Source organism: Jiella soli (assembly GCF_020615385.1).
In the GTDB taxonomy this organism is placed as follows: Bacteria; Pseudomonadota; Alphaproteobacteria; order Rhizobiales; family Rhizobiaceae; genus VKMB-3413.
The window spans coordinates 277140-298379 of record NZ_JAJAVB010000002.1 but is presented as its reverse complement, the minus strand read 5'-3'; the positions used below and the strand labels follow the sequence as shown (position 1 = coordinate 298379).

Genomic DNA, 21240 nt, shown 5'->3' with positions numbered 1-21240 from the left:
CGAGGCTTATCAACTCGATAAGCACATGATCTTGAATGATAATCGGAGCTGTCGATGCAGGGCATGAGCGAGCGCCAGTACGCCGCCCATGTCGGGCTGTCGCGGGGTGCGATCCAGAAGGCGAAGACGGCCGAGCGGCTGGTCCTCTATCCGGACGGCAGCATCAACGCGGCCGCCAGCGATGCACGGCGGGCCGAGACGACCGACCCGTCGAAGACCCGCAAGCAGCCCGCGCCCAAGCTGCGGCCCGTCCCCGAGGCGGCGGTGGCGGCTGTCGGCGACACGCTGCGCGAACAGGGTCTGGCAGTTCCGGCGGTGGGCGGCGGCACGACCTTCCTGCAGGCCAAGACCGCGAACGAGGTGCTGAAGGCGCAGGAGCGGCGCATCCGTCTGCAGAAGCTGAAGGGAGAGTTGATCGAGCGGGCCCGCGCGCTGGCGCTGGTGTTCCGGCTGGCGCGAGAGGAACGGGACACGTGGGTGAACTGGCCTGCACGCGCTGCGGCGCTAATGGCGGCCGAGCTCTCGGCCTCGTCCAGCGAGGCGACGGGCCAGCAGATCACCGTGGAGCCAGCCGCGATGCAGAAGGTTCTCGAAAAACATGTACGCGCCCACCTCGACGAACTCGCCGAGGTCCGGCCCGACTTCCGGTGATGATGACGCACTGACGGACTTCGACGGCGCGGGCGAGATCCTGCGCGCCTGGGGCAACGGGCTGCGGCCCGACCCGGACCTGACCGTTTCGGAATGGGCGGACCGGCACCGGATGCTCTCGGGCCGCGCCTCGGCCGAACCCGGGCGATACCGCACGGTGCGCACGCCCTACATGCGCGAAATCATGGACCGGCTGTCGCCCGGCGATCCCACGCAGCGGATCGTGTTCATGAAGGCCGCGCAGGTCGGCGCGACCGAGGCGGGCAACAACTGGATCGGCTTCGCCATCCACCAGGCGCCGGGTCCGATGCTGGCTGTCCAGCCAACGGTGGAACTGGCGAAACGCAACTCGCGCCAGCGGATCGACCCGCTGATCGACGAAAGCCCCGAGCTGCGGGAGCGCGTCAAACCGGCCCGGTCCCGCGACGCGGGCAACACGATGCTGTCCAAGGAGTTCGCGGGCGGCATCCTGATCATGACGGGTGCCAACTCGGCGGTCGGACTGCGGTCCACCCCGGCGCGGTACATCTTTCTGGACGAGGTCGACGCCTATCCAGCCTCGGCCGACGAGGAAGGTGACCCCGTCACGCTGGCCGAGGCGCGGTCGCTGACCTTCGCCCATCGGCGCAAGGTGCTGCTGGTCTCGACCCCCACGATCCGGGGTCTGAGCCGGATCGAGCGGGAATACGAGGCCAGCGACCAGCGTCGGTTCTTCGTGCCGTGCCCGCACTGTGGCCATGCGCAATGGCTGAAGTTCGACCGGCTGCGCTGGCAGAAAGGCCGCCCGGAGACGGCGGAATATCACTGCGAGGGCTGCGAGACGCCTATCGCGGAACACCACAAGACGGCGATGCTGGAGGGCGGCGAATGGCGGGCGACCGCCACGGCCGCCGATCCGACCACAGTCGGGTATCACCTCTCGGCGCTCTATTCGCCGATCGGCTGGCTGAGTTGGGAGCGGATCGTGCGGGCATGGGACGCGGCGCAGGGGTCCGACGAGGCGATCAAGGCGTTCCGCAACACCATTCTCGGCGAGACCTGGGTCGAGACCGGGGAAGCGCCCGACTGGCAGCGGCTCTATGACCGGCGCGAGCGCTGGACATCCGGCACGGTGCCTGCGGGCGGGTTGTTCCTGACGGCCGGGGCCGACGTGCAGAAGGACCGGATCGAGGTCGATGTCTGGGCTTGGGGCCGCGGGCTGGAAAGCTGGCTGGTCGATCACGTGGTCATCGAGGGCGGGCCCGACCGGCATGACGCATGGTCGGAGCTAACCGCGCTGCTCAACCGGTCCTGGCCGCACGAACGCGGCGCGCATCTCAGGATCGCGCGGCTCGCCATCGACACGGGATACGAGGCCCCGGCAGTCTATTCGTGGTCGCGGGCGCAAGGCTTCGCGCAGGTGTCGCCGGTGAAGGGCGTCGAGGGGTTCAACCGCTCGAGTCCGGTGTCGGGGCCGACCTTCGTCGACGCGACCGAGGGCGGCAAACGCCTGCGGCGCGGGGCCCGGCTCTGGACCGTGGCGGTGTCGACCTTCAAGGCCGAGACCTACCGCTTCCTGCGGCTGGCGCGGCCGACCGAGGAGGAGATCGCCGACGGGGCGGCGTTCCCGCCCGGCTCGGTGCACCTGCCGCATTGGGTCGAGAACGAATGGCTGAAGCAGTTCGTCGCCGAGCAGCTGGTGACGGTGCGCACGAAGCGCGGCTTCGCCCGGCTGGAATGGCAGAAGCTGCGCGAGCGCAACGAGGCGCTGGACTGCCGGGTCTATGCCCGCGCCGCCGCCTGGATCGCGGGCGCGGATCGCTGGCCCGACGAGAAATGGCGCGACCTCGAGGATCAGCTCGGGGCGGTCCCCACCGACAGCGATCCAGCCGGGCAGATCAACCGGCCGGGACAGGCCCCGCAGGGCAAGCGCCGCTCCGACTGGCTCGGGCGGCGCGGAGGATGGTTCTGATGACCGACTGGGCGGAAACGGAGCTCTCGGCGCTGCGCCGGGCCTATGCCAGCGGCACGACCCGGGTCAGCTATGACGGCAAGTCCGTGGATTACGGCTCGGCCGAAGACCTGCTGGCCCGCATCCGGACCATCGAGCGCGCCATCGCGGGCACCACACGGCCGCTGCCGGTGGCGGGGCTCGCGGGCTTCTCGCGCGGGGACCGATGATGTCGGCGACCTGGTTCGACAGGGCTATTGCCTCCGTCGCCCCCCGGGCTGCTGCCCGCCGCGTGATGGCGCGGCAGGCCTTCGAGGCCCTGACGCGGGGCTATGACGGGGCCGCGCGCGGGCGTCGCACCGAGGGCTGGCGTGCGCCGGGATCCTCGGCCGACACCGAGATCGGTGTTGCCGGAGCGCTGCTGCGCGACCGGATGCGCGATCTGGTGCGGAACAACCCGCATGCGGCCAAGGCCGTGGCCGTGCTGGTGAACAACATCATCGGCGCGGGCATCATGCCGCGCGCCGCCAGCGGCGACGACACGCTGGACCGGAAGGTCGATGCGCTCTTCGAACGCTGGACGGCGGAGTGCGACGCCGATGGCCAGCTCGACTTCTACGGCCTGCAGACGCTGATCTGCCGAGAGATGGTGGAGGCGGGCGAGGTGCTGGTGCGCCGCCGCCTGCGGCGATCCTCGGACGGTCTGCCGGTGCCGCTGCAATTGCAGGTGCTGGAGGCCGATTTCCTCGACGCTACCAAATCCGGCGTCCTCGGCGCGGGGCGGCTGGTCCAAGGCATCGAGTTCGACCCCGTCGGCAAGCGCCGGGCCTACTGGCTGCACGCGGAGCACCCGGGCGACGCTTACGGGGCCTTGCAGAACGGGTTGCAGAGCCGCCCGGTCCCGGCGACCGAGATCGCCCATGTCTACGAGAAGCAGAGGACTCAGGCGCGCGGCGTGCCCTGGGGCGCGCCGGTGATCCGCAGCTTGCGCGATCTCGACGATTACGAGGTGGCCGAGCTGGTCCGCAAGAAGACCGAGGCCTGCGTCACGGCCATCGTCTTCGGCGACGACGAGGCGCAACAGGGTATCGCGCCGTCTGTGGTCGATGCCGACGGCAACCGGGTCGAGCAGTTCGAGCCGGGGCTGATCGCCTATGCCCGTGGCGGCAAGGACATCCGGTTCAACCAGCCTTCGGCCACCGGCGGCTACGGCGAATACAAGGGGGCGAGCCTGCACACGATCTCGGCTGGGTTCCGGGTGCCCTACGAGCTGCTGACCGGCGATCTCAGCCAAGTGAACTATTCCTCGATCCGGGCGGGGCTCGTGGAGTTCCGCCGCCAGATCGACGCCGTCCAATGGCAGCTCTTCATCCCGATGTTCTGCGCGCCGGTCTGGCGCTGGTTCACCGAGGCCGCGTGGGCGGCGGGCCAGATCCCGACACCCGAGGTGCCGGTCGAATGGTCGCCGCCGAAGTTCGAGGCCGTCGATCCGCAGAAGGACGCGATGGCCAACCTGCTGTCGATCCGCTCCGGCACCATGACGCTGGCCGAGGTGATCGCAAAACAGGGCCGCAATCCCGACGCCGTGCTGGCCGAGATCGCCGCGACCAACGCCAAGCTCGACGCGCTCGGCCTCGTGCTCGACAGCGATCCGCGGCGCGTCACCAAGACCGGCAGCGCGCAATCGAATGATCCGACAGCCGACGGTGACACGCCTCCGGCCCCCAACGACTGACCTTCAGGATTTTCCATGGATACGATGATCGAACTGCCGGCCATGCGCCGGGCGGCGGAGCTTGCGCCGAACACAGCCGATGGGGAGGCCCGCACCGTCGAGGTGGTCTGGTCGGCTGGTGCCCGCATTCGCCGCGCGACCTTTTTCGGCGAGCCTTATGACGAGGAACTGAGCCTCGACTCGGCGCACGTCCGGCTCGACCGGCTTAACGCGGGTGCGCCCTTCCTGAAGGTGCACGAACTGACCGAGCTCGACGCGGTGATCGGCTCGATCGTACCAGGATCGGCCCGCATCGAGAACGGCCGGGGCATTGCGCTGGTGCGCCTGTCCGAGCGCGCCGATGTCGAACCGATCTGGCGCGACATTCAGGCCGGGCACATCCGGGCCGTCTCCATCGGCTACCAGGTTCACCGCTTCGAGGTCTCCAAGCCCGAAGGCGGCCGAGAGCTGTGGCGTGCCGTCGACTGGACACCGTTCGAGGTTTCCGCCGTGGCGGTCGGCGCCGATCCGGCAGCCGGCTTCCGCACCCAGCATCCCCTTCACGACTGCGTCCTTCACCGCCGGGACGCCCCTTCCAGCAAGAAAGGACCCATCCCGATGAGTGACCAGACCAAGACCCCGGCGAGCGACGCCGCGAACCCCTCCACCAACCAGCCGGCCGAGCCGGTCGCGACCGAGGACACCACCATGACCGAGCCGAAAGCGACTGCGCCCGAACCCAAGGTCGACGCCAGCGAGACCCGCTCCCAACCGAAAGGGCCGAAGCCCGCAGCGACGTCCGCGGTGGTGGAGGACGCCGACGCAATGGTTAGCCGGGCCCGCGACGCCGAGCGCGACCGCGTCTCCACCATTTACGATCTGGCGGGGCGCCTGAATCTGGAGCGCGGCTTCGCCGAGGATCTGGTCAAGCGCGGTGTCAGTGTCGACGAATCCCGCCGGCTGATCCTCGATCAGGTTGCGGCCAAGTCCGACGAGACCCGGACGTTCCCGCATGTTTCGGTTCCGCTCGGCGGCCGGGACGAGCGCATCACCCGCCGCGATGCTGTAGCAAGCGCGCTGCTGCACCGCTACAGCCCGACGCTCTTCCAGCTGGAGGACGCCGCGCGCCAGTATCGCGGCATGACGCTCTTGGAGCTCGCCCGTGAAAGCCTCGGCAATGCCGGGGTCAACACGCGCGGCCTGTCGCGCGACGAGGTGGCGACGCGCGCGCTGCACTCGACCTCGGACTTCCCCGAGATCCTGTCGGCGGTCACCAACAAGACCCTGCGGCAGGCCTACGAGGCCTATCCGCGCACGTTCATGCTGTTCTGCCGCCAGGTGCTCGCCACCGACTTCAAGGCGATGCACCGGGTCCAGCTTGGCGAAGCGCCGCAGCTGCTGGAGGTCGGCGAGAGCGGCGAGTTCAAGCGCGGGACGCTCGGCGAGAGCAAGGAGAGCTACAAGGTCAAGACCTATGGTCGGGTGGTCGCCATCACCCGGCAGACGCTGATCAATGACGACCTTGACGCCTTCACGCGGATCCCGGCGATGTATGGCAACTCCATCGCCCAGCTGGAATCGGACGTGGTCTGGGGCATCATCACCTCGAACCCGGCGATGGCCGACGGCAACGCGCTGTTCCACACCACCCACAAGAACCTCGCGGGCACCGGCGCGGCGCTGGCGGTGGATGCGGTGGGCGCGGCGCGCGCGGCGATGGCCAAGCAGACCGGCCTCGACAAGAAGACGGTGCTGAACGTCCGGCCCGCCTTCCTGATCGTGCCCGCCTCGCTGGAGTTGAAGGCCGAACAGCTGGTCGCCCAGAACCTCGTGCCTGCCGCGACGTCCAGCGTGGTGCCGCAGTCGATCCGCACGCTGGCGCCGATCAGCGAGCCCCGGCTCGACGCCGCCAGCGAAACCGCCTGGTATCTGGCGGCGAGCCCGAACCAGATCGACACCATCGAGTACGCCTATCTCGAGGGTCAACAGGGCGCCTACATCGAGACGCGCAACGGCTTCGACGTCGACGGGGTCGAGATCAAGTGCCGCCTCGACTTCGGCGCCAAGGCTATCGACTGGCGCGGCCTCTACAAGAACCCGGGCGCATAACCTGCACCCCATCCTGAACCCAGACATGCGGGCGGTCCTCACCGGCCGCCCTTCGTCTTTCCACGAGGATCCCAATCATGAAAAACTTCGTCCAGCCCGGCAACACCATTACGCTGACCGCACCCTATGCCGTCGCCTCCGGCGATGGCCTGCTCGTCGGCGCCATCTTCGGCGTCGCCGCCGGAGCGGCCGCCCTCGGCGAGCCCGTCGAGACAGCGCTCGTCGGCGTCTTCGACATCACCAAGGTCGGCTCCCAGGCCTGGACCGTCGGCGCCAAGGTCTATTGGGACGACACCAACAAGCGCTGCACCACGGTCGCCACCGACAACACCCTTATCGGCGTGGCCGTGGAGGCGGTGGCGAGCGGCGCGGGCGACACCATCGGCCGGGTGCGCCTGAACGCGGCCTTCTGATGAGCGCCTTCGCCGCCGCCGTCGGCGCCCTCTTCGCCGATCCGAACATCGGCCGGGACGCAGTCTACATCGCCGACGGCGGCGCGCCTGTGCTGGTGCGGGTCGTCGCCCGGCGTGCGGACGCGATCAGCGACTTCGGCGACGCGCGGCTCTGGTCCGAAACTAGCCGGATCGACCTGCGCGTGGCCGACGTGGTGAACCCGCGTCCCGGCGACAGGATCGAGATCGACGGCGACGCCTTCCTCATTCAGGGCGAGCCTGTACGTGACCGCGAGCGGCTGGTCTGGACCGTCGATCTGAGGCCTGCGTGAGACTGAAGCTCGATATCGATCCCGACATCGTCGCGATGATGGCAGCCGAGGTTGCTGCGGGCGAGCGCGCGGTGACCGCCGCCATGCGCGAGGCCGGAACGGGCCTGAAGACGGCCTGGCGGTTGCAGATCACCGGCGCGGGGCTCGGGCGACGGCTGGCCAACTCGATCCGGAGCCAGAACTTCCCGAGGTCGGGCGAAAGCCTGGACGCGGCAGCGCTGGTCTGGTCGAAGGCCCCGGTCATCGTCGGCGCGCATGATACCGGCCCGCTGATCCGATCGAAGAACGGGTTCTGGCTGGCGATCCCGCTGCCCGCCGCAGGCAAGTCCCTGCGCGGTGGCCGGATCACGCCCGGCGAATGGGAACGGCGACGCGGGCTGCGCCTGCGCTTCGTCTATCGCCGCACGGGCCCGAGCCTGCTGGTGGCGGAGGGACGGCTCAACACGAAGGGCCAGGCGGTGGTGTCGCGCTCGAAGACCGGGCGGGGAAAGGTCACCGCGCCGATCTTCCTGCTGGTGCCGCAAGTGAAGCTGCCGAAGCGGCTGGACCTCGCGCGGGATGCAGACCGTGCGTTGGATGGTGTGCCAGGGCTGATCGTGGCGAACTGGGTGGATACGAGATAAACCCAAATTGGGCAGGTATCGTCACGATCTTCCGCCAATCAAAGATGGATGCGCAGGGTGCGCAATCACACCCTGCGCGAATAGATCGGAGCGGAGAACACCATCGCTGCAGCTACGCCAGCTCCCGTTGCCCAAACAGTTTCGAAGATATGGGTTACGATCATCACTAGTTTCGGCTTTAGACGCTTAGCTGTGCAGGACTTGGACTTCGAATTCTTCATCTTTTTGTTCATTGCGATCCTCCTTAGTTGGCTGTTTCCGAAATGGAAAAGGCTGAGAAGGACAACAAGAACTAGCGCAACCGCAGGATTTGAACCTGCCCCGACCTCCGAAGGACGAGTTGCCACATGTATCGGACAACTCGCATTAGAATTCAAGCACCGGACAGATGCCAACACCCCGCGAAACCATCCTCGCCGCGCTGTACGCGCGGCTCTCGGCACTGCCCGCCACCGCGCTCCGCGGCGAGTTGCTGCCCGAACGCGTGCCGGCCGATGGCCTGCTGATCCTGCGCGACGGCGAGCCGGGAGAGCCTGAGGTCACGCTGTCGCCGCTGCGCTACCACTACCAGCACCGTGCCGAGATCGAGGCTATCGTTCAGGGCGCTGCACGTGACACCGCCTTCGACGCGCTGACCGCCAGCATCGGCACTGCACTCGCCGCGGATCGAACGCTAGGCGGGCTTTGCGACTGGGTCGAGGCAGAAGCGCCGCGGCCCGTCGATCTGCCCATCGAGGGCGCGGCCAGCCTGAAGGCCGCCGTGATCCCGGTGGTCCTGCACTATTCCACGGCCGACCCGCTCGGCTGACTTCTCTGACGATAGGAGACGAACATGGCACGAGCCCAGGGGGCGCGGGCGCTGATGGCGCTTGCGTTCGAGACGACCTATGGAACGCCGCCCGCGAGCGGCTTCACGCGGATGCCCTTCGCCAGCACCTCGCTGGGGGCGGAGCAACCGCTGCTGAACTCCGAGCTTCTCGGGTACGGCCGCGATCCGCTGGCGCCGATCAAGGACGCGGTGACGGCGGACGGCGACGTCGTCGTGCCGCTCGACGCGGAGGCCTTGGGCTTCTGGCTCAAGGCGGCCTTCGGCGCGGCGACGACCACGGGCGCGGAAGCCCCGTACAGCCACGAGTTCCAGTCGGGGTCCTGGACGCTGCCCAGCATGTCGATCGAGACCGGCATGCCGGAGGTCCCGCGCTACGCGATGTATTCCGGTTGCGTGCTCGACCAGATCACCTGGCAGATGCAACGCTCGGGCTTGCTCACCGCGACGGCGCGGCTGGTAGCGCAGGGCGAGACGGTGGGCACGACGACCAGCGCCGGGACGCCTGCCGCGCTGGGGCTGAAGCGCTTCGGCCATTTCAACGGGTCGATCACCCGCAACGGCACGGCGCTCGGCAACGTGGTCTCAGCCGAGATCACCTACGCCAACAACCTCGACCGCATCGAGACGATCCGCTCGGACGGCCGCATCGACGGCGCCGACCCATCCATCGCGGCGTTGACCGGCCGGATCGAGGTGCGGTTCGCCGACCAGACGCTTGTTACGCAAGCGATCAACGGCGAGGCCTGCGAGATGGAGTTCGCCTACGTCCTGCCCTCGGGCGAGAGCTTCGCCTTCACAGTGCACGCCGTCTACCTGCCGCGCCCGCGGATCGAGATTTCCGGGCCGCAGGGCGTTCAGGCGACCTTCGACTGGCAGGCGGCGCGCGACAGCGTCGTCGGCCGGATGTGCACGGCGACCCTGACCAACGACATCGAGGTATACTGAGAATGCTGACGCTCGACCTGACCAACGCCCCGCGCTGGCATGACCTCGCGCCCGGCGTACGGGTGCAGCTGCGCCCGCTGACCACCGCGCTGATGGTGGCGACGCGCAGCGATCCGGCCGTCGAGGCGGTGCCCGAAGAGGTCTCCGACGAGGAGCGCGCTGTCGCCTTCGGCAAGGCGCTGGCGCGGCGGGCGGTGCTCGCCTGGGAGGGCATCGGCGACGCGGACGGCAATCCCATCGATCCGAGCCCGGCGGCCATCGACGCGCTGCTCGACATCTGGCCGATCTTCGAAGCCTTCCAACTGACCTACGTCTCGAAAGGCCTGCTCCTGGAAACGGAAAAAAACGCCTCCGCGCTCTCGCCGAATGGTCCTTCGGTGGGGGCGAGCGCTACTGCGAAGCCTGCGCGCAAGCCTGCCCGGACTGCCCGGCGCGGCTGAACCGTCCGGAAACGCCGGAGGGTTGGCAGGTCTGGGACCTGGTCGGCCGTCTCGGTGGTCAGCTGCGTGTCCTGCCCGGCGCGGTGATCGGCTGGGACATGTCGGCGGCGCTCGCGCTCGGTGATGCGCTCGGCGTGCCGCCGCTCGCCATGGCCGAACTGCTGCCGGTCATCGAAGCGGTGATGGTCGCAAAACTCAACGAACAAATGGATCATTCCCATGGCTGAGAAGAGGGTCAGCGTCCGCCTCGCGGCCGTGGGCGGACGGCAGGTGCGCGCCGAGCTGGAAGGCGTCGGTGAGGCCGGGTCGCGCGGCTTCGGACGGCTCAGCCGCGAGATGGAGGCGGCTAATGCCCGGCTCGCGGCCTTCTCGCGCCGGGTTCGCGTGGCCGCCGCGGCCGCCGTCGCCGCTGCCACCGCCGCCGGGGTGGCCATGGTGCGCTCCGGACTCCAGACCGTCGATGCGCAAGCGAAACTCGCGCAGTCGCTCGGCACTACGGTCGCCTCGATCCAGACGCTGGAGCGCGCGGGCGAACTGGCGGGCGTTTCCATGTCCGGCATCGAGCAGGCGACAAAGGATCTGACGCGCCGTCTCAGCCAGGCGGCGGCCGGGACCGGCCCCGCCGCCGATGCGCTCGACCGGCTGGGCCTTTCCGCCACCGACCTGATCGCGCTGCCGCTGGATCAGCGGGTCGGTGCGATCAACGCTGCCATCGAGAGCTTCGTGCCTGCCGCTGAGCGCGCCGCCGTCGCGGGGCAGCTTTTCGGCGAGGAAGGCTCCATCGCCATGAGCCGGATCGACACCGCGACGCTGCGCCAGGCGACGGAGGACGTGCTCGCTTTCGGGGTCGTCGTCTCCGAACAGGATGCCGACCAGATCGAGCGGACGAACGACGCGATCTCACGGCTTGGGCTGATCTGGCGCGGGCTGTCGAACCAGCTGGCCGTTGCCGCGGCTCCGGCGTTGGAAGCCGTCGCCAACGCGATGGCGGCGGTCGCCAGCCGGACCGGCCCGCTTGGCATCGCGATCCGTGGGCTCTTCGACAACATCGGCCGCCTGACGACCTATGCCGCCACCTTCGCGGCCTTCCTCGCGGGCCGCTGGGTGGCGGGGATGGCCGCTGCCGCGCTCTCGGTCCGGGGCCTCGCCACGGCGCTGGTCGTCCTGCGTGGGGCGCTGATCCGCACCGGCATCGGCGCGCTCATCGTCGGCGCGGGCGAGCTCGTCTACCAGTTCACCCGGCTCGTCTCCGGCGCCGGCGGTTTCGGAGAAGCGATGTCGCTCCTGAAGGACCTCGCGGTCGAGGTCTGGGAACGCATCAGGATGGGCGCGGCGGCGGCGGGCGCGGCCGCCACGGCGATGTTCTTCGACCTGAAGGCCGATGCCGCGTCGGGCATGCAGAGCGCCATCGAGAGCGTCGTCGGATTCGGGAATACGGCCGCGAACACCTTCGAGGGCGCCTATGAGGCGATCAAGGCGATCTGGGGCCTGCTGCCCGCCGCGATCGGCGATCTGGCGTTCCAGGCGGCGAACAGCCTCGTCGACGGCGTCGAGGCGATGCTCAATGGCGTGGTCTCGCGTATCAACGGCTTCATCGGTGGCATCAACCAGGGACTCGAAGCCCTCGGGTCCGAGCGCCGCATCTCGTTGGTGCCGGACCTCGACCTTGGCGAGATCGAGAACCGCTTCGAGGGTGCAGCCAGTGCCGCCACGACAGCGGCGCAGGCGGCCTTCGACCGGGCCTTCGAGGACAACCCGCTCACCGCGCCCGACCTTGGTCTGACCGTGGCGGCAAACCGCGCGCTCGAGTCGGCGAATGTCTACCGCGGCGCCGCGCGCGATCTGGCGGAAGGGGCACGTGCGCCCCTCGAAAGCTGGCAGGCGCTGCGCAACGCGGTCCGCGGCACCGACGAGGCGAGCGCGGATGCGCTGACCGAGGCCACTGGTGCTGCCGAGCGGCTGGAGACGGCGCTTGGTGAAGCCGGGCGCGCCGCCACGGGTGCAGGCGCGGCGGCCGGAGCTGCCGCCGCTGCGGCGGAGCCCGCAACCGAGGCGGCCGTCACCGGGTGGCAGGCGGTCACGGCGGCGCTGTCGGATTACGCCAGCAAGGCCCGCGACATCGGTGGCGACATCGGCCAGAGCCTCGTCGGCGCCTTCCAGTCGGCGGAGAACGCGGTGGGCAACTTCGTGAAGACCGGCAAGCTGAACTTCCGCGATCTGGTCACCTCGCTGTTGGCCGATCTCGCCCAACTGGCGGCGCGGCGGTTCATCCTCGGGCCGATCGCCAATGCGCTCTCCGGCGTGTTCGCTGGTGCGGGCGGCATCTTCGCCAACGTCCTGCATGCGGGCGGGATGGTCGGATCGGCCGGCCCCTCGCGCTTGGTCCCGGCCATGGCCTTCGCCGCTGCGCCCCGGATGCATTCCGGCGGCATGGCCGGCCTTCGGCATGATGAGGTGCCGGCGATCCTGCAGCGCGGTGAGCGCGTGCTGTCGCGGCGCGAGGCCCAGAGCTACGGCACCGGCGGCGGCGTCAATGTCACCATCATGGCCCGCGACGCCGAGAGCTTCCGGCAGTCGCGCACGCAGGTCGCGGCGGACCTCGCCCGCGCCGTGTCGCTAGGCCGGAGGGGCATGTGATGGCGTTTCACGAGGTGCGGTTTCCCGACAACATCAGTCGCGGCGCGCGGGGCGGCCCGGAGCGGCGCACCCAGATCGTCGAGCTCGCCTCCGGCGACGAGGAGAGGAACGCCAGCTGGGCCAATTCGCGCCGCCGCTACGATGTCGCCTACGGCATCCGCCGCGCGGACGATCTGGCGGCGGTGGTCGCCTTCTTCGAGGCGCGCAACGGGCGGCTGCATGGCTTCCGGTTCAAGGACTGGGGCGACCACAAGTCCTGCCTGCCTTCGGGCACGCCGTCCCCGACCGATCAGGTCATCGGCACCGGCGACGGTGCGACCACCGCCTTCCAGTTGGTGAAGCGCTACGCATCCGGGGCGCAGTCCTGGACGCGAGCTGTTGCCAAACCAGTGACCGGAACCGTGCGCATCGCGCTCGGTGGGGTCGAGCAGCACTCCGGCTGGTCGGTCGACGCCACGACCGGCCTCGTCACCTTCAGCGCGGCACCGGGCGCTGGCCTCGCGATCACCGCGGGCTTCGAGTTCGACGTGCCCGTCCGCTTCGACACCGATGCGCTCGACGTGACGCTCGACCTCGAGCGGCTCGGCTCGATCACCTCCATTCCGCTTCTGGAACTGCGTCGATGAAGACCCTCGAACCCGACCTGCAGGCCCATCTTGACGAGGGCACGACCACGCTCGCCTGGTGCTGGCGGATCGTCCGCGCCGATGGCGCGAGTTTCGGCTTCACCGATCACGACCGGACGCTCAGCTTCGATGGTACCGACTTCGAGCCGGAGAGCGGGCTCACCGCCTCCGAGGTGCGCTCGGGCTCTGACCTGTCGGTCGATGCGCAGGACGCTGAGGGCGTGCTGACCTCGGACCGGATCACCGAGACCGAAATCCTCGACGGCCGCTGGGACAATGCGGAGGTCGAGGTCTGGCGGGTGAACTGGGCGGACACGGGCCAGCGCGTGCTGATGCGGCGCGGCGCCATCGGCCAGATCCGGCGGGGGCGGCTCGCGTTCGTCGCCGAGGTGCGTTCGCTCGCGCATGTGCTCGGCCAGACGGTCGGGCGGACGTTCCAGGCGACCTGCGATGCCGCGCTCGGCGACGCGCGCTGCGGCGTCGATCTGGAGGACCCGGCCTACAAGGGGACGGGCGCGGTGATCGATCTGCTGCGGGATCGCGCCTTCACCGCCTCCGGGCTCGGGGCCTTCGCCTCCGGCTGGTTCACCTTCGGCACCATCGAATGGACGACCGGCGCGAATGCGGGACGCAAGGCGGAGGTGTTGGGCCACGACGTGACCGACGGCGTCGCCGTGCTGACCCTGCTCGAAGCGCCGGTGCGCGCGATTTCCGAGGGCGACGGCTTCTCGATCCGTGCAGGCTGCGACAAGCGCATGGAGACCTGCGGCGCGAAGTTCGCCAACGCCGTCAACTTCCGCGGCTTCCCGCATATCCCCGGCCAGGACGCCGTCCTCCGCTACGCCACAAAGGATGGCGGCCACGAGGGGTCCGTGCTGTGACGCAACCTCTCGCAGCGGCCAACCCGGCGCGCGTCATCGCCATTGCGCGCTACTGGCTCGGCACGCCCTACCACGACCAGGCCAGCCTTCAGGGCGTCGGCTGTGACTGCCTCGGGCTTGCGCGGGGCGTCTGGCGCGAGGTCGTCGGCCCAGAGCCATTCCCGATCCCGCCCTACAGCCGCGACTGGGGCGAGACCGGGTCGCGCGAGGTTCTGGCCGAGGGCGCGCGGCGCATGATGATCGAGGTGGAACCCGCGGCAGCCGGTCCCGGCGCGCTGGTCCTGTTCCGCATGAAGCCCCGCGCCATCGCCAAGCATGTCGGGATCCTCACCGCGCCCGACAGCTTCCTCCACGCCTACGAGCGACTCGGTGTGATCGAGGAAGCGCTCACGCAGTCGTGGCGGCGGCGCATCGCCTTCGCCTTCCTGTTCCCGCAACGCTGAGACCCGACCATGGCCACCCTCGTTCTTGGAGCGGCCGGCGCTGCCATCGGAGGCAGCATCGGCGGCGCGATCCTCGGCGTCAGCGCCGCGACCATCGGCGGCTTCATTGGCTCGACCATCGGCTCTGTGGTCGACAGCTGGATCATCTCGTCGCTGGCGCCGACGCAGCGCATCGAGGGCGCGCGGCTCGACACGCTGCGCATCACCTCTGCCACCGAAGGGGCTGTGATCCCGCGGCTCTATGGCCGGATGCGGATGGGCGGCAACATCATCTGGGCGACCGATTTCCGCGAGGAGACGAAGACCACCACGCAGGGCGGCGGCAAGGGCGGCGGGGGCGGCAAGGTCAAGACGACCGAGTATCTGTACTATGCGAGCTTCGCGGTCGCGCTGTGCGAAGGCTCGATCACCGGCATCGGCCGCATTTGGGCCGACGGCAAGCCGATGGACCTATCCGGCGTCACCTGGCGCTGGTATCCGGGTGACGAGACGCAGACGGCGGACCCGTTCATTGCCGCGAAGATGGGCGCGGCGAACACGCCCGCCTATCGCGGCACCGCCTATGTCGTCTTCGAGGAACTGGCACTCTCGACCTACGGCAACCGCCTGCCGCAGCTCTCCTTCGAGGTGTTCCGCCCGCTCGCGGATCCCGACACGGCCGAGGGGCTGACCCGCGCCGTCACCATGATCCCGGCCTCGGGCGAGTTCACCTACGCGACGCAGGCGATCCGCAAGACCGATGGCGGCACGACCCAGGCGGAGAACCTGAACGCGCTGGCGGACTCCACCGACATGGTGGAGGCGCTGGACCGGCTGCAGGCGATGGCGCCTGCGGTCGAGAGCGTCAGCCTCGTCGTCGCCTGGTTCGGCGACGATCTGAGGGCGGGATCGTGCAAGGTGCGGCCGGGCGTCGAGGTCTCGGCCAAGTCGACCACGCCGGTCAGCTGGTCGGTCAATGGCGTCAGCCGCGCCAATGCCTTCCTCGTCAGCCGCGACGACCAGGACCGGCCGGTCTATGGCGGCACGCCCGCCGACTTCGCTGTCGTGCAGGCGATCCAGGAGATGAAGGCCCGTGGTCTGCGGGTCACCTTCTATCCCTTCATCCTGATGGATGTGCCGCCCGGCAACACGCTGCCGAACCCCTACAGCGACAACGCCGCCGAGACGGGCCAGCCCGCGTTCCCCTGGCGCGGGCGGATCACCTGTTCTCCCGCAGCGGGGTTCGCCGGAACCGTGGACAAGACCGCCACGGCCGCCACGCAGGTGGCGGCGCTGTTTGGCGCGGCGACGCCCGCGAGCTTCAGCGTCTCGGGTCATTCGGTCTCGTGGACCGGGCCATCGGGTGATTGGGGCCTGCGCCGCATGGTGCTGCACTACGCCCATCTCTGCGCGGCGGCGGGCGGGGTCGATGCGTTCCTGATCGGGACCGAGATGCCGGGGCTGACCACGATCCGCTCGGGCGCGGCCACCTATCCGGCGGTCCAGGCCTATCGGGATCTGCTCGCCGACGTGCGCTCGATCCTCGGTGCGGGCACGAAGATCGGCTACGCCGCCGACTGGTCGGAATACTTCGGGCACCAGCCGGGCGATGGCAGCGGCGACGTGTTCTTTCACCTCGATCCGCTCTGGGCCGATCCGGAGATCGATTTCGTCGGGATCGACAACTACATGCCGCTGTCGGACTGGCGCGACGGGTTCGAACATGCCGACGCGCAGGAGGGCTGGCCCGCGATCTACGACCGGGCCTACCTGCAGGGGAGCATCGCGGGCGGCGAAGGTTTCGACTGGTTCTACGCCAGCGCCGCCGACCGATCGGCGCAGGTGCGCACCCCGATCACCGATGGCGCGGCCAGCAAGCCATGGGTGTTCCGCTACAAGGATCTGCGTGCCTGGTGGTCCAACCCGCATTACGACCGCCCGGGCGGGATGGAGAGCGGCACGCCGACAGCGTGGACGCCCGAGTCCAAGCCCATCTGGTTCACCGAGCTTGGCTGCCCCGCCATCGACCGTGGCACCAACCAGCCGAACGTCTTCTTCGACCCGAAGTCCTCGGAGAGCTTCACGCCGCATTTCTCGCGGGGCTGGCGGGATGACGCGATCCAGCGCTCCTATCTCGAGGCGACGTACCTCTGGTGGGGCGAGGCTGCGAACAACCCGGTGTCCTCGGTCAATGGCGGCCGCATGGTGCACGTCCCCGAATGCGCCGCCTGGACCTGGGACGCGCGGCCCTATCCCTTCTTCCCGGCGCTGACCGACGTCTGGACGGACGGGGCGAACTGGCGGCTCGGCCACTGGCTGACCGGACGGCTCGGCGCGGTGTCTCTGGCCGCGCTCGTCCGGCACCTCTGCCTGCGCGCCGGGCTGCCCGAGTCCCGGATCGACGTCACGGGGCTCTGGGGCGCGGTGGAGGGCTACGCCATCACGGCGCTGGAAAGCCCGCGCGCCTCGATCACCACGTTGTCGCGCCACTTCGGCTTCGATGCGGTGGAGACCGAGGGCGTGATCCGGTTCGTGATGCGCGGCCGGGCGTCGGTCGCCACCCTCGAGCCCGACGATCTGGTCGCGGCTCGCGAAGGCGACGTGCTGGAGCTGACCCGCGGCCAGGAGACCGAACTGCCGCAGGCCCTGAAATGGCAGGTCGCGCGCGCCGACGAGGATTACGACGCGGCCCTCGTCGAGGCGCGGCGGATCACCGTGGACACGACGCGGATCGCGTCCGAATCCTTCCCCATGGCGGTGCCGCCCGAGGAGGCCGAGCGGCGCTGCCGACGTGCCCTGATGGAGGCGTGGGTGGGGCGCGAAACGGCGGCGTTCCGTCTGCCGCCCTCGCGGCTCGCGCTGGACCCGGCCGATCCAATCCGGCTGGAGCATGACGGGCGGTTGGTCGATCTGCGGCTCGTCTCCATCGCGGATGCCGACGCGCGCGGGGTCGAGGCCGTTCGCCAGGACCGGGCGACCTACGATCTGCCGCCCGGCGATCCCCGCGCGGCGTCGCTGTCGCGAGCGGTCGTGTTTGGCGCGCCGGACGCGGTGCTGATGGACCTGCCGCAGCTGACCGAGGACCAGCCCGCGCATCGGCCGCTGGTCGCCGCGCATGCGATTCCGTGGCCCGGCGAGATGGCGGTGTTTCGCAGCCCCTCGACCGATGGCTTCGAGTTGCTGACCACGTTCGGCAGCCGCGCCCGGCTCGGGCTGCTGGTCTCGGACTTTTACGCTGGGCCGACGTCGCGCTTCGACCTCGGCAATGCGCTGGTGGTCGATCTGCTGACCGGCACGCTGGAAAGCGTCACCGACCTCACTCTGTTCGGCGGGGCGAACGCGCTCGCCATCGAGAGCGCGCCCGGCACCTGGGAGATGGTCCAGGCGGGCGCGGCCGAACTGATCGCGCCGGGCCGGTATCGTCTGACCCGGCTCCTGCGCGGCCAGCGCGGGACCGAAGCCGCCATGGGCAACCCGGCACCCGCAGGCGCGCGTGTAGTCGTGCTGGACGACAGCCTCGCGTCGCTGCCGATCGCCGAAGCCGACATCGGCATCCCGTGGAACTGGCGCATCGGCCCGGCCAGCCGCCCGGTCAGCGACGAGACCTATGTCGCGCAGACCTTCACGCCCGAGGGCGTCGGGCTGCGGCCGTTCTCGGTCGCCCATGTTGAACAGCCATGGCGCACACCGCGCAGCCCCGGCGATCTGACCATCCGTTGGACGCGCCGGTCCCGCGCGCTGGCGGCCGACAGCTGGGGCGGACTTGAGGTGCCGCTGGCCGAGGAGCTCGAAGCCTACGAGGTCGAGATCCTCGACGGTGCCACGGTGAAGCGCGTCCTGAGCACGGACACCGCCAACGCCGTCTACACCGCCGCCCAGCAGACCGCCGATTGGGGCGCGCCGCTCGCCCCTGGCGACACGCTCGACATCCGCATCTTCCAGCTCTCCGCCCTCGTCGGGCGGGGCGCGCCGAAGCCCGTCACCCTCACGTTCTGAGGCCATCCCATGTCCGACGCCACCACCCATCTCCTGCTGCCCTACATCCTCGCGGCGCAGGCCCAGAAGCATGTCACCCACAACGAGGCGCTGCGGATCCTCGACGGGCTCGTCCAGCTCTCGGTGCTCGACCGGGACCTGACCGCGCCGCCTGGTTCGCCCGCCGATGGCGACCGCTACATCGTCGGCTCCGGCGCGACGGGCGACTGGGCGGGCTGGGACCTGAACGTCGCGCACTGGACGGACGGCGCGTGGCTGCGTCTGCCGCCGCGGACAGGCTGGCGGGCTTGGGTCGAGGACGAGGGCCTGCTGCTGGTCTATGACGGCGCGGACTGGGTCGGCACCACGCCCACGGCGCTGCAGAACATGGCGCTGCTTGGGCTCGGCACGTCTGCGGATGCGTCGAACCCGTTCTCGGCCAAGCTCAACGCCGCGCTCTGGGCGGCGAAAACCGTGGCTGAGGGCGGCACCGGCGATCTGTTCTACACCATGAACAAGGAGGCCGCCGGCGACGACCTCGGCCTGACGTTGCAGACCGGCTTCGTGACCAAGGCGCTGGTGGGGCTCTTCGGCTCCGACCGCTTCCGGCTTGCCGTCTCCGCCGATGGCAGCACCTTCTCCGACGGGCTCAGCGTCGACAACGCCACCGGCATCGTCGACCAGCCCCGGCTACCCCGCTTCAAGGCCTACACGAACTACGACAACTACGTCGGCGTCGGGACCTGGACGAAGATCGGCCTCAACAACACTGACAACAACGATCAGGGCGCGTTCGACGCCGCAAACAACCACTTCGTTGCGCCCGTCGACGGCACCTACCTCTTCGGCGCGACGCTGCTCTACAAGATCAACGCCAGCACCACGGCGAGGATGCGCGGGCGGCTCGTGCTGAACGGCACGACGGAGATCCGCGGCTCCCTCGGCGAAATCTCCGCCACCCATGTCTCGCTCGCCACTGCCATCTGGCTGCAGACCATGGTCCCGCTGACTGCCGGCGATACCGTCGAGCTGCAGGGGTATTTCCGGGTCGCGGACGGCTACTTCGCTGCCGATCACACGTCCTTCTGGGGCGCGAAGGTCGGCTGAGCGGCGGAAGGAGGATCCGATGACACCACCCCGATCCGAGGGCTTCGTGCGCATGCCCGACGCCGAGTTCGAGGCTATCCTGACGCGCGCTGCCGAGGAAGGCGCGAAGCGCGCGCTGGCCGATGTCGGGCTCGACGGCGACGAGGCCGCGCTTGACATCCGCGACCTGCGCTCCCTGGTCGACTGCATCCGCCTGGTGCGCCGCACCGCCATGCAGACCGCCGTCCGCATGATCACCACCGGCGTCATGCTGGCGCTGCTCGCGGGCATCGCCATCAAGCTCAAGATCTTTGGCGGCGGCCCGTAGCCGCTCCCCATCTCCCATCATCAGCCCAACCGCACCCGCCCTCGAGGCGGGTTTTTCGTTTTCGGAGGACCCCATGACGACGACCTTCCACCGCCATTGATGGTGTGGATGGCTCCTGCTCCCGGCGTCGCGATGCGCCAATGTGGGGTTGTCGAAGAACCCGAACTGCGGAGCCATCCATGAAAGAGATTACCACCATCGGGCTGGATCTGGCGAAGAACGTTTTCCAGCTACACGCCATCACGAAGGACGGAACGGTTGCCGTACGGCGGCAGCTGAGGCGAAGCCAGGTGCGTCCGTTCTTTGAGAGGCTGCCGCCCTGTCTCGTCGGCATGGAAGCCGGAGCCGGATCGCATCATTGGGCACGCGAGTTGATGGCGCTCGGCCACGACGTTCGCCTGATGCCGCCAAGCTACGTCAAGCCGTACGTCAAGCGGCAGAAGAACGATGCCGCCGATGCGGAGGCGATCTGCGAAGCGGTGACCAGACCGACCATGCGCTTCACGCCCGCGAAGACGGAGGCCCAGCAGGCTGCGATCCTGCTGCATCGCACGCGCGAGTTCCTGGTCCGCCAGAGGACCCAGATTGCCAACGTGCTGAGGGCCTACGCTGCCGAGTTCGGTATCGTCGTGGCGACGGGCGTGCAGAACGTCCCCAGACTTCTCGCCTGCATAGAAGACGATGAACGCCTGCCGGACGCCGTCCGGCCGCCCATGCGGCTTCTCGCCGAGCAATTTCACGCGCTCGAGGCAAGCATCGCCGAGGTCACAGGTGCCATCTCCGAGGCACACAAGGCCGACGAGACGAGCCGCAGGCTCGCCACGATTCCCGGCGTCGGCCTGCTAACCGCCAGCCTCGTCTCGGCAACAACACCGGACGTCTCCAACTTCCGGTCGGCACGCGATTACGCCGCGTGGCTCGGGCTGACGCCAAAGCAGCGTTCGAGCGGGGGCAAGGAGCGGATCGGCCGGCTGTCGAAGATGGGAAACAGGTCCATCCGACGACTGCTGTATCTCGGGGCGCTGGCGCGCATTCGCATCCATCGCAGGCCCGGAGCGGCGGACCCGTGGCTTGCAGGCATGCTGGCGAGGAAGCCGGTCAAGCTCGTCGCGATCGCGCTGGCCAATCGCATGGCCCGCGTCATCTGGGCCCTGCTGAGATCGGGGGAAGTCTACAGATCGCCGGCCTGATCCTCCTGGCGAGGACGGGTAGCGCGCACGGAATGGTCAGGGCAACGTGAGGTGATGACAGACTGACGGCATCAGGATCGGGTCAGCCCGTGTCGCGCCACGCGCGTCGCAGCGCACGCCATTGAGTGGG

The 21240-nt window shown here is 69.2% G+C and carries 20 protein-coding genes; all 20 read left to right on the top strand.

The annotated features are described in order from the left end of the window. Nucleotides 1–54: 54 nt before the first annotated feature. The 20 genes from LH400_RS01705 to LH400_RS01615 all read left to right on the top strand — a co-directional run bounded on the left by LH400_RS01705 (nt 55) and on the right by LH400_RS01615 (nt 21110). Nucleotides 55–651, top strand: a complete 597-nt coding sequence (locus LH400_RS01705; RefSeq protein WP_229150911.1) for a hypothetical protein — start codon at nt 55–57, stop codon at nt 649–651. Then, nucleotides 599–2602 carry a phage terminase large subunit family protein gene (locus LH400_RS01700; protein WP_229150910.1) on the top strand — a complete coding sequence of 668 codons (2004 nt, stop codon included), beginning with the start codon at nt 599–601 and terminating at the stop codon, nt 2600–2602. Before LH400_RS01705 ends, LH400_RS01700 begins: the two co-directional genes overlap by 53 nt. Beyond that, the gene (locus LH400_RS01695) at nt 2602–2811 is read left to right on the top strand and encodes a phage head-tail joining protein (protein WP_229150909.1); all 210 of its coding nucleotides are present in this window, start codon (nt 2602–2604) and stop codon (nt 2809–2811) included. The genes LH400_RS01700 and LH400_RS01695 overlap by 1 nt, the downstream gene beginning before the upstream one ends. Further along, nucleotides 2811–4316: a phage portal protein gene (locus tag LH400_RS01690; protein ID WP_229150908.1), complete on the top strand. Its 1506-nt coding sequence runs from the start codon at nt 2811–2813 to the stop codon at nt 4314–4316. Before LH400_RS01695 ends, LH400_RS01690 begins: the two co-directional genes overlap by 1 nt. Before the next feature lie 15 nt (nt 4317–4331). Next, nucleotides 4332–6404 carry a prohead protease/major capsid protein fusion protein gene (locus LH400_RS01685; RefSeq protein WP_229150907.1) on the top strand — a complete coding sequence of 691 codons (2073 nt, stop codon included), beginning with the start codon at nt 4332–4334 and terminating at the stop codon, nt 6402–6404. Nucleotides 6405–6481: 77 nt separating this feature from the next. Continuing rightward, nucleotides 6482–6817, top strand: coding sequence for a DUF2190 family protein (locus LH400_RS01680; protein ID WP_229150906.1), 336 nt, complete (start codon nt 6482–6484; stop codon nt 6815–6817). Next, a complete protein-coding gene (locus LH400_RS01675; protein ID WP_229150905.1) occupies nt 6817–7128 on the top strand; it encodes a head-tail joining protein in 312 nt (103 codons plus the stop codon). The genes LH400_RS01680 and LH400_RS01675 overlap by 1 nt, the downstream gene beginning before the upstream one ends. 35 nt (nt 7129–7163) lie before the next feature. Continuing rightward, nucleotides 7164–7751 carry a DUF6441 family protein gene (locus tag LH400_RS01670; protein ID WP_229150904.1) on the top strand — a complete coding sequence of 196 codons (588 nt, stop codon included), beginning with the start codon at nt 7164–7166 and terminating at the stop codon, nt 7749–7751. A 388-nt stretch (nt 7752–8139) separates the two neighbouring features. Beyond that, nucleotides 8140–8559 carry a hypothetical protein gene (locus tag LH400_RS01665; protein ID WP_229150903.1) on the top strand — a complete coding sequence of 140 codons (420 nt, stop codon included), beginning with the start codon at nt 8140–8142 and terminating at the stop codon, nt 8557–8559. A 24-nt stretch (nt 8560–8583) separates the two neighbouring features. Further along, nucleotides 8584–9525: a phage tail tube protein gene (locus LH400_RS01660; RefSeq protein ID WP_229150902.1), complete on the top strand. Its 942-nt coding sequence runs from the start codon at nt 8584–8586 to the stop codon at nt 9523–9525. Nucleotides 9526–9527: 2 nt separating this feature from the next. Then, a complete protein-coding gene (locus LH400_RS01655; protein WP_229150901.1) occupies nt 9528–9965 on the top strand; it encodes a hypothetical protein in 438 nt (145 codons plus the stop codon). A gap of 98 nt (nt 9966–10063) precedes the next feature. Beyond that, a complete protein-coding gene (locus tag LH400_RS25930) occupies nt 10064–10192 on the top strand; it encodes a DUF7697 family protein (protein ID WP_023414271.1) in 129 nt (42 codons plus the stop codon). Then, nucleotides 10185–12602 (top strand): phage tail tape measure C-terminal domain-containing protein, encoded by a 2418-nt coding sequence (locus LH400_RS01650; RefSeq protein ID WP_229150900.1) that lies wholly within the window; start codon nt 10185–10187, stop codon nt 12600–12602. Before LH400_RS25930 ends, LH400_RS01650 begins: the two co-directional genes overlap by 8 nt. After that, complete coding sequence (locus tag LH400_RS01645) at nt 12602–13228, top strand: DUF2460 domain-containing protein (RefSeq protein WP_229150899.1); 627 nt, start codon at nt 12602–12604, stop codon at nt 13226–13228. The genes LH400_RS01650 and LH400_RS01645 overlap by 1 nt, the downstream gene beginning before the upstream one ends. Then, nucleotides 13225–14109 carry a DUF2163 domain-containing protein gene (locus LH400_RS01640; protein WP_229150898.1) on the top strand — a complete coding sequence of 295 codons (885 nt, stop codon included), beginning with the start codon at nt 13225–13227 and terminating at the stop codon, nt 14107–14109. Before LH400_RS01645 ends, LH400_RS01640 begins: the two co-directional genes overlap by 4 nt. Then, nucleotides 14106–14552, top strand: coding sequence for an NlpC/P60 family protein (locus tag LH400_RS01635; protein ID WP_229150897.1), 447 nt, complete (start codon nt 14106–14108; stop codon nt 14550–14552). The genes LH400_RS01640 and LH400_RS01635 overlap by 4 nt, the downstream gene beginning before the upstream one ends. Nucleotides 14553–14561: 9 nt before the next feature. Continuing rightward, a complete protein-coding gene (locus LH400_RS01630; RefSeq protein WP_229150896.1) occupies nt 14562–18527 on the top strand; it encodes a baseplate multidomain protein megatron in 3966 nt (1321 codons plus the stop codon). A 9-nt stretch (nt 18528–18536) separates the two neighbouring features. Next, complete coding sequence (locus LH400_RS01625; protein ID WP_229150895.1) at nt 18537–19613, top strand: DUF2793 domain-containing protein; 1077 nt, start codon at nt 18537–18539, stop codon at nt 19611–19613. Nucleotides 19614–19632: 19 nt separating this feature from the next. Then, nucleotides 19633–19920, top strand: coding sequence for a DUF6127 family protein (locus tag LH400_RS01620; protein WP_023851444.1), 288 nt, complete (start codon nt 19633–19635; stop codon nt 19918–19920). Between the two features lie 179 nt (nt 19921–20099). Then, a complete protein-coding gene (locus LH400_RS01615; RefSeq protein ID WP_229151239.1) occupies nt 20100–21110 on the top strand; it encodes an IS110 family RNA-guided transposase in 1011 nt (336 codons plus the stop codon). Nucleotides 21111–21240 lie beyond the last annotated feature (130 nt).

Excerpts from the sequence above, each read along its gene's own strand:
- LH400_RS01685 (WP_229150907.1), top strand. The coding sequence starts at position 4,332 with ATGGATACGATGATCGAACTGCCGGCCATGCGCCGGGCGGCGGAGCTT.
- LH400_RS01650 (WP_229150900.1), top strand. The coding sequence starts at position 10,185 with ATGGCTGAGAAGAGGGTCAGCGTCCGCCTCGCGGCCGTGGGCGGACGG.
- LH400_RS01695 (WP_229150909.1), top strand. The coding sequence starts at position 2,602 with ATGACCGACTGGGCGGAAACGGAGCTCTCGGCGCTGCGCCGGGCCTAT.
- LH400_RS25930 (WP_023414271.1), top strand. The coding sequence starts at position 10,064 with ATGTCGGCGGCGCTCGCGCTCGGTGATGCGCTCGGCGTGCCGCCGCTC.
- LH400_RS01615 (WP_229151239.1), top strand. The coding sequence starts at position 20,100 with ATGAAAGAGATTACCACCATCGGGCTGGATCTGGCGAAGAACGTTTTC.
- LH400_RS01670 (WP_229150904.1), top strand. The coding sequence starts at position 7,164 with ATGATGGCAGCCGAGGTTGCTGCGGGCGAGCGCGCGGTGACCGCCGCC.
- LH400_RS01675 (WP_229150905.1), top strand. The coding sequence starts at position 6,817 with ATGAGCGCCTTCGCCGCCGCCGTCGGCGCCCTCTTCGCCGATCCGAAC.
- LH400_RS01665 (WP_229150903.1), top strand. The coding sequence starts at position 8,140 with ATGCCAACACCCCGCGAAACCATCCTCGCCGCGCTGTACGCGCGGCTC.
- LH400_RS01645 (WP_229150899.1), top strand. The coding sequence starts at position 12,602 with ATGGCGTTTCACGAGGTGCGGTTTCCCGACAACATCAGTCGCGGCGCG.
- LH400_RS01620 (WP_023851444.1), top strand. The coding sequence starts at position 19,633 with ATGACACCACCCCGATCCGAGGGCTTCGTGCGCATGCCCGACGCCGAG.
- LH400_RS01700 (WP_229150910.1), top strand. The coding sequence starts at position 599 with ATGTACGCGCCCACCTCGACGAACTCGCCGAGGTCCGGCCCGACTTCC.
- LH400_RS01630 (WP_229150896.1), top strand. The coding sequence starts at position 14,562 with ATGGCCACCCTCGTTCTTGGAGCGGCCGGCGCTGCCATCGGAGGCAGC.
- LH400_RS01655 (WP_229150901.1), top strand. The coding sequence starts at position 9,528 with ATGCTGACGCTCGACCTGACCAACGCCCCGCGCTGGCATGACCTCGCG.
- LH400_RS01640 (WP_229150898.1), top strand. The coding sequence starts at position 13,225 with ATGAAGACCCTCGAACCCGACCTGCAGGCCCATCTTGACGAGGGCACG.
- LH400_RS01660 (WP_229150902.1), top strand. The coding sequence starts at position 8,584 with ATGGCACGAGCCCAGGGGGCGCGGGCGCTGATGGCGCTTGCGTTCGAG.
- LH400_RS01625 (WP_229150895.1), top strand. The coding sequence starts at position 18,537 with ATGTCCGACGCCACCACCCATCTCCTGCTGCCCTACATCCTCGCGGCG.
- LH400_RS01705 (WP_229150911.1), top strand. The coding sequence starts at position 55 with ATGCAGGGCATGAGCGAGCGCCAGTACGCCGCCCATGTCGGGCTGTCG.
- LH400_RS01680 (WP_229150906.1), top strand. The coding sequence starts at position 6,482 with ATGAAAAACTTCGTCCAGCCCGGCAACACCATTACGCTGACCGCACCC.
- LH400_RS01690 (WP_229150908.1), top strand. The coding sequence starts at position 2,811 with ATGTCGGCGACCTGGTTCGACAGGGCTATTGCCTCCGTCGCCCCCCGG.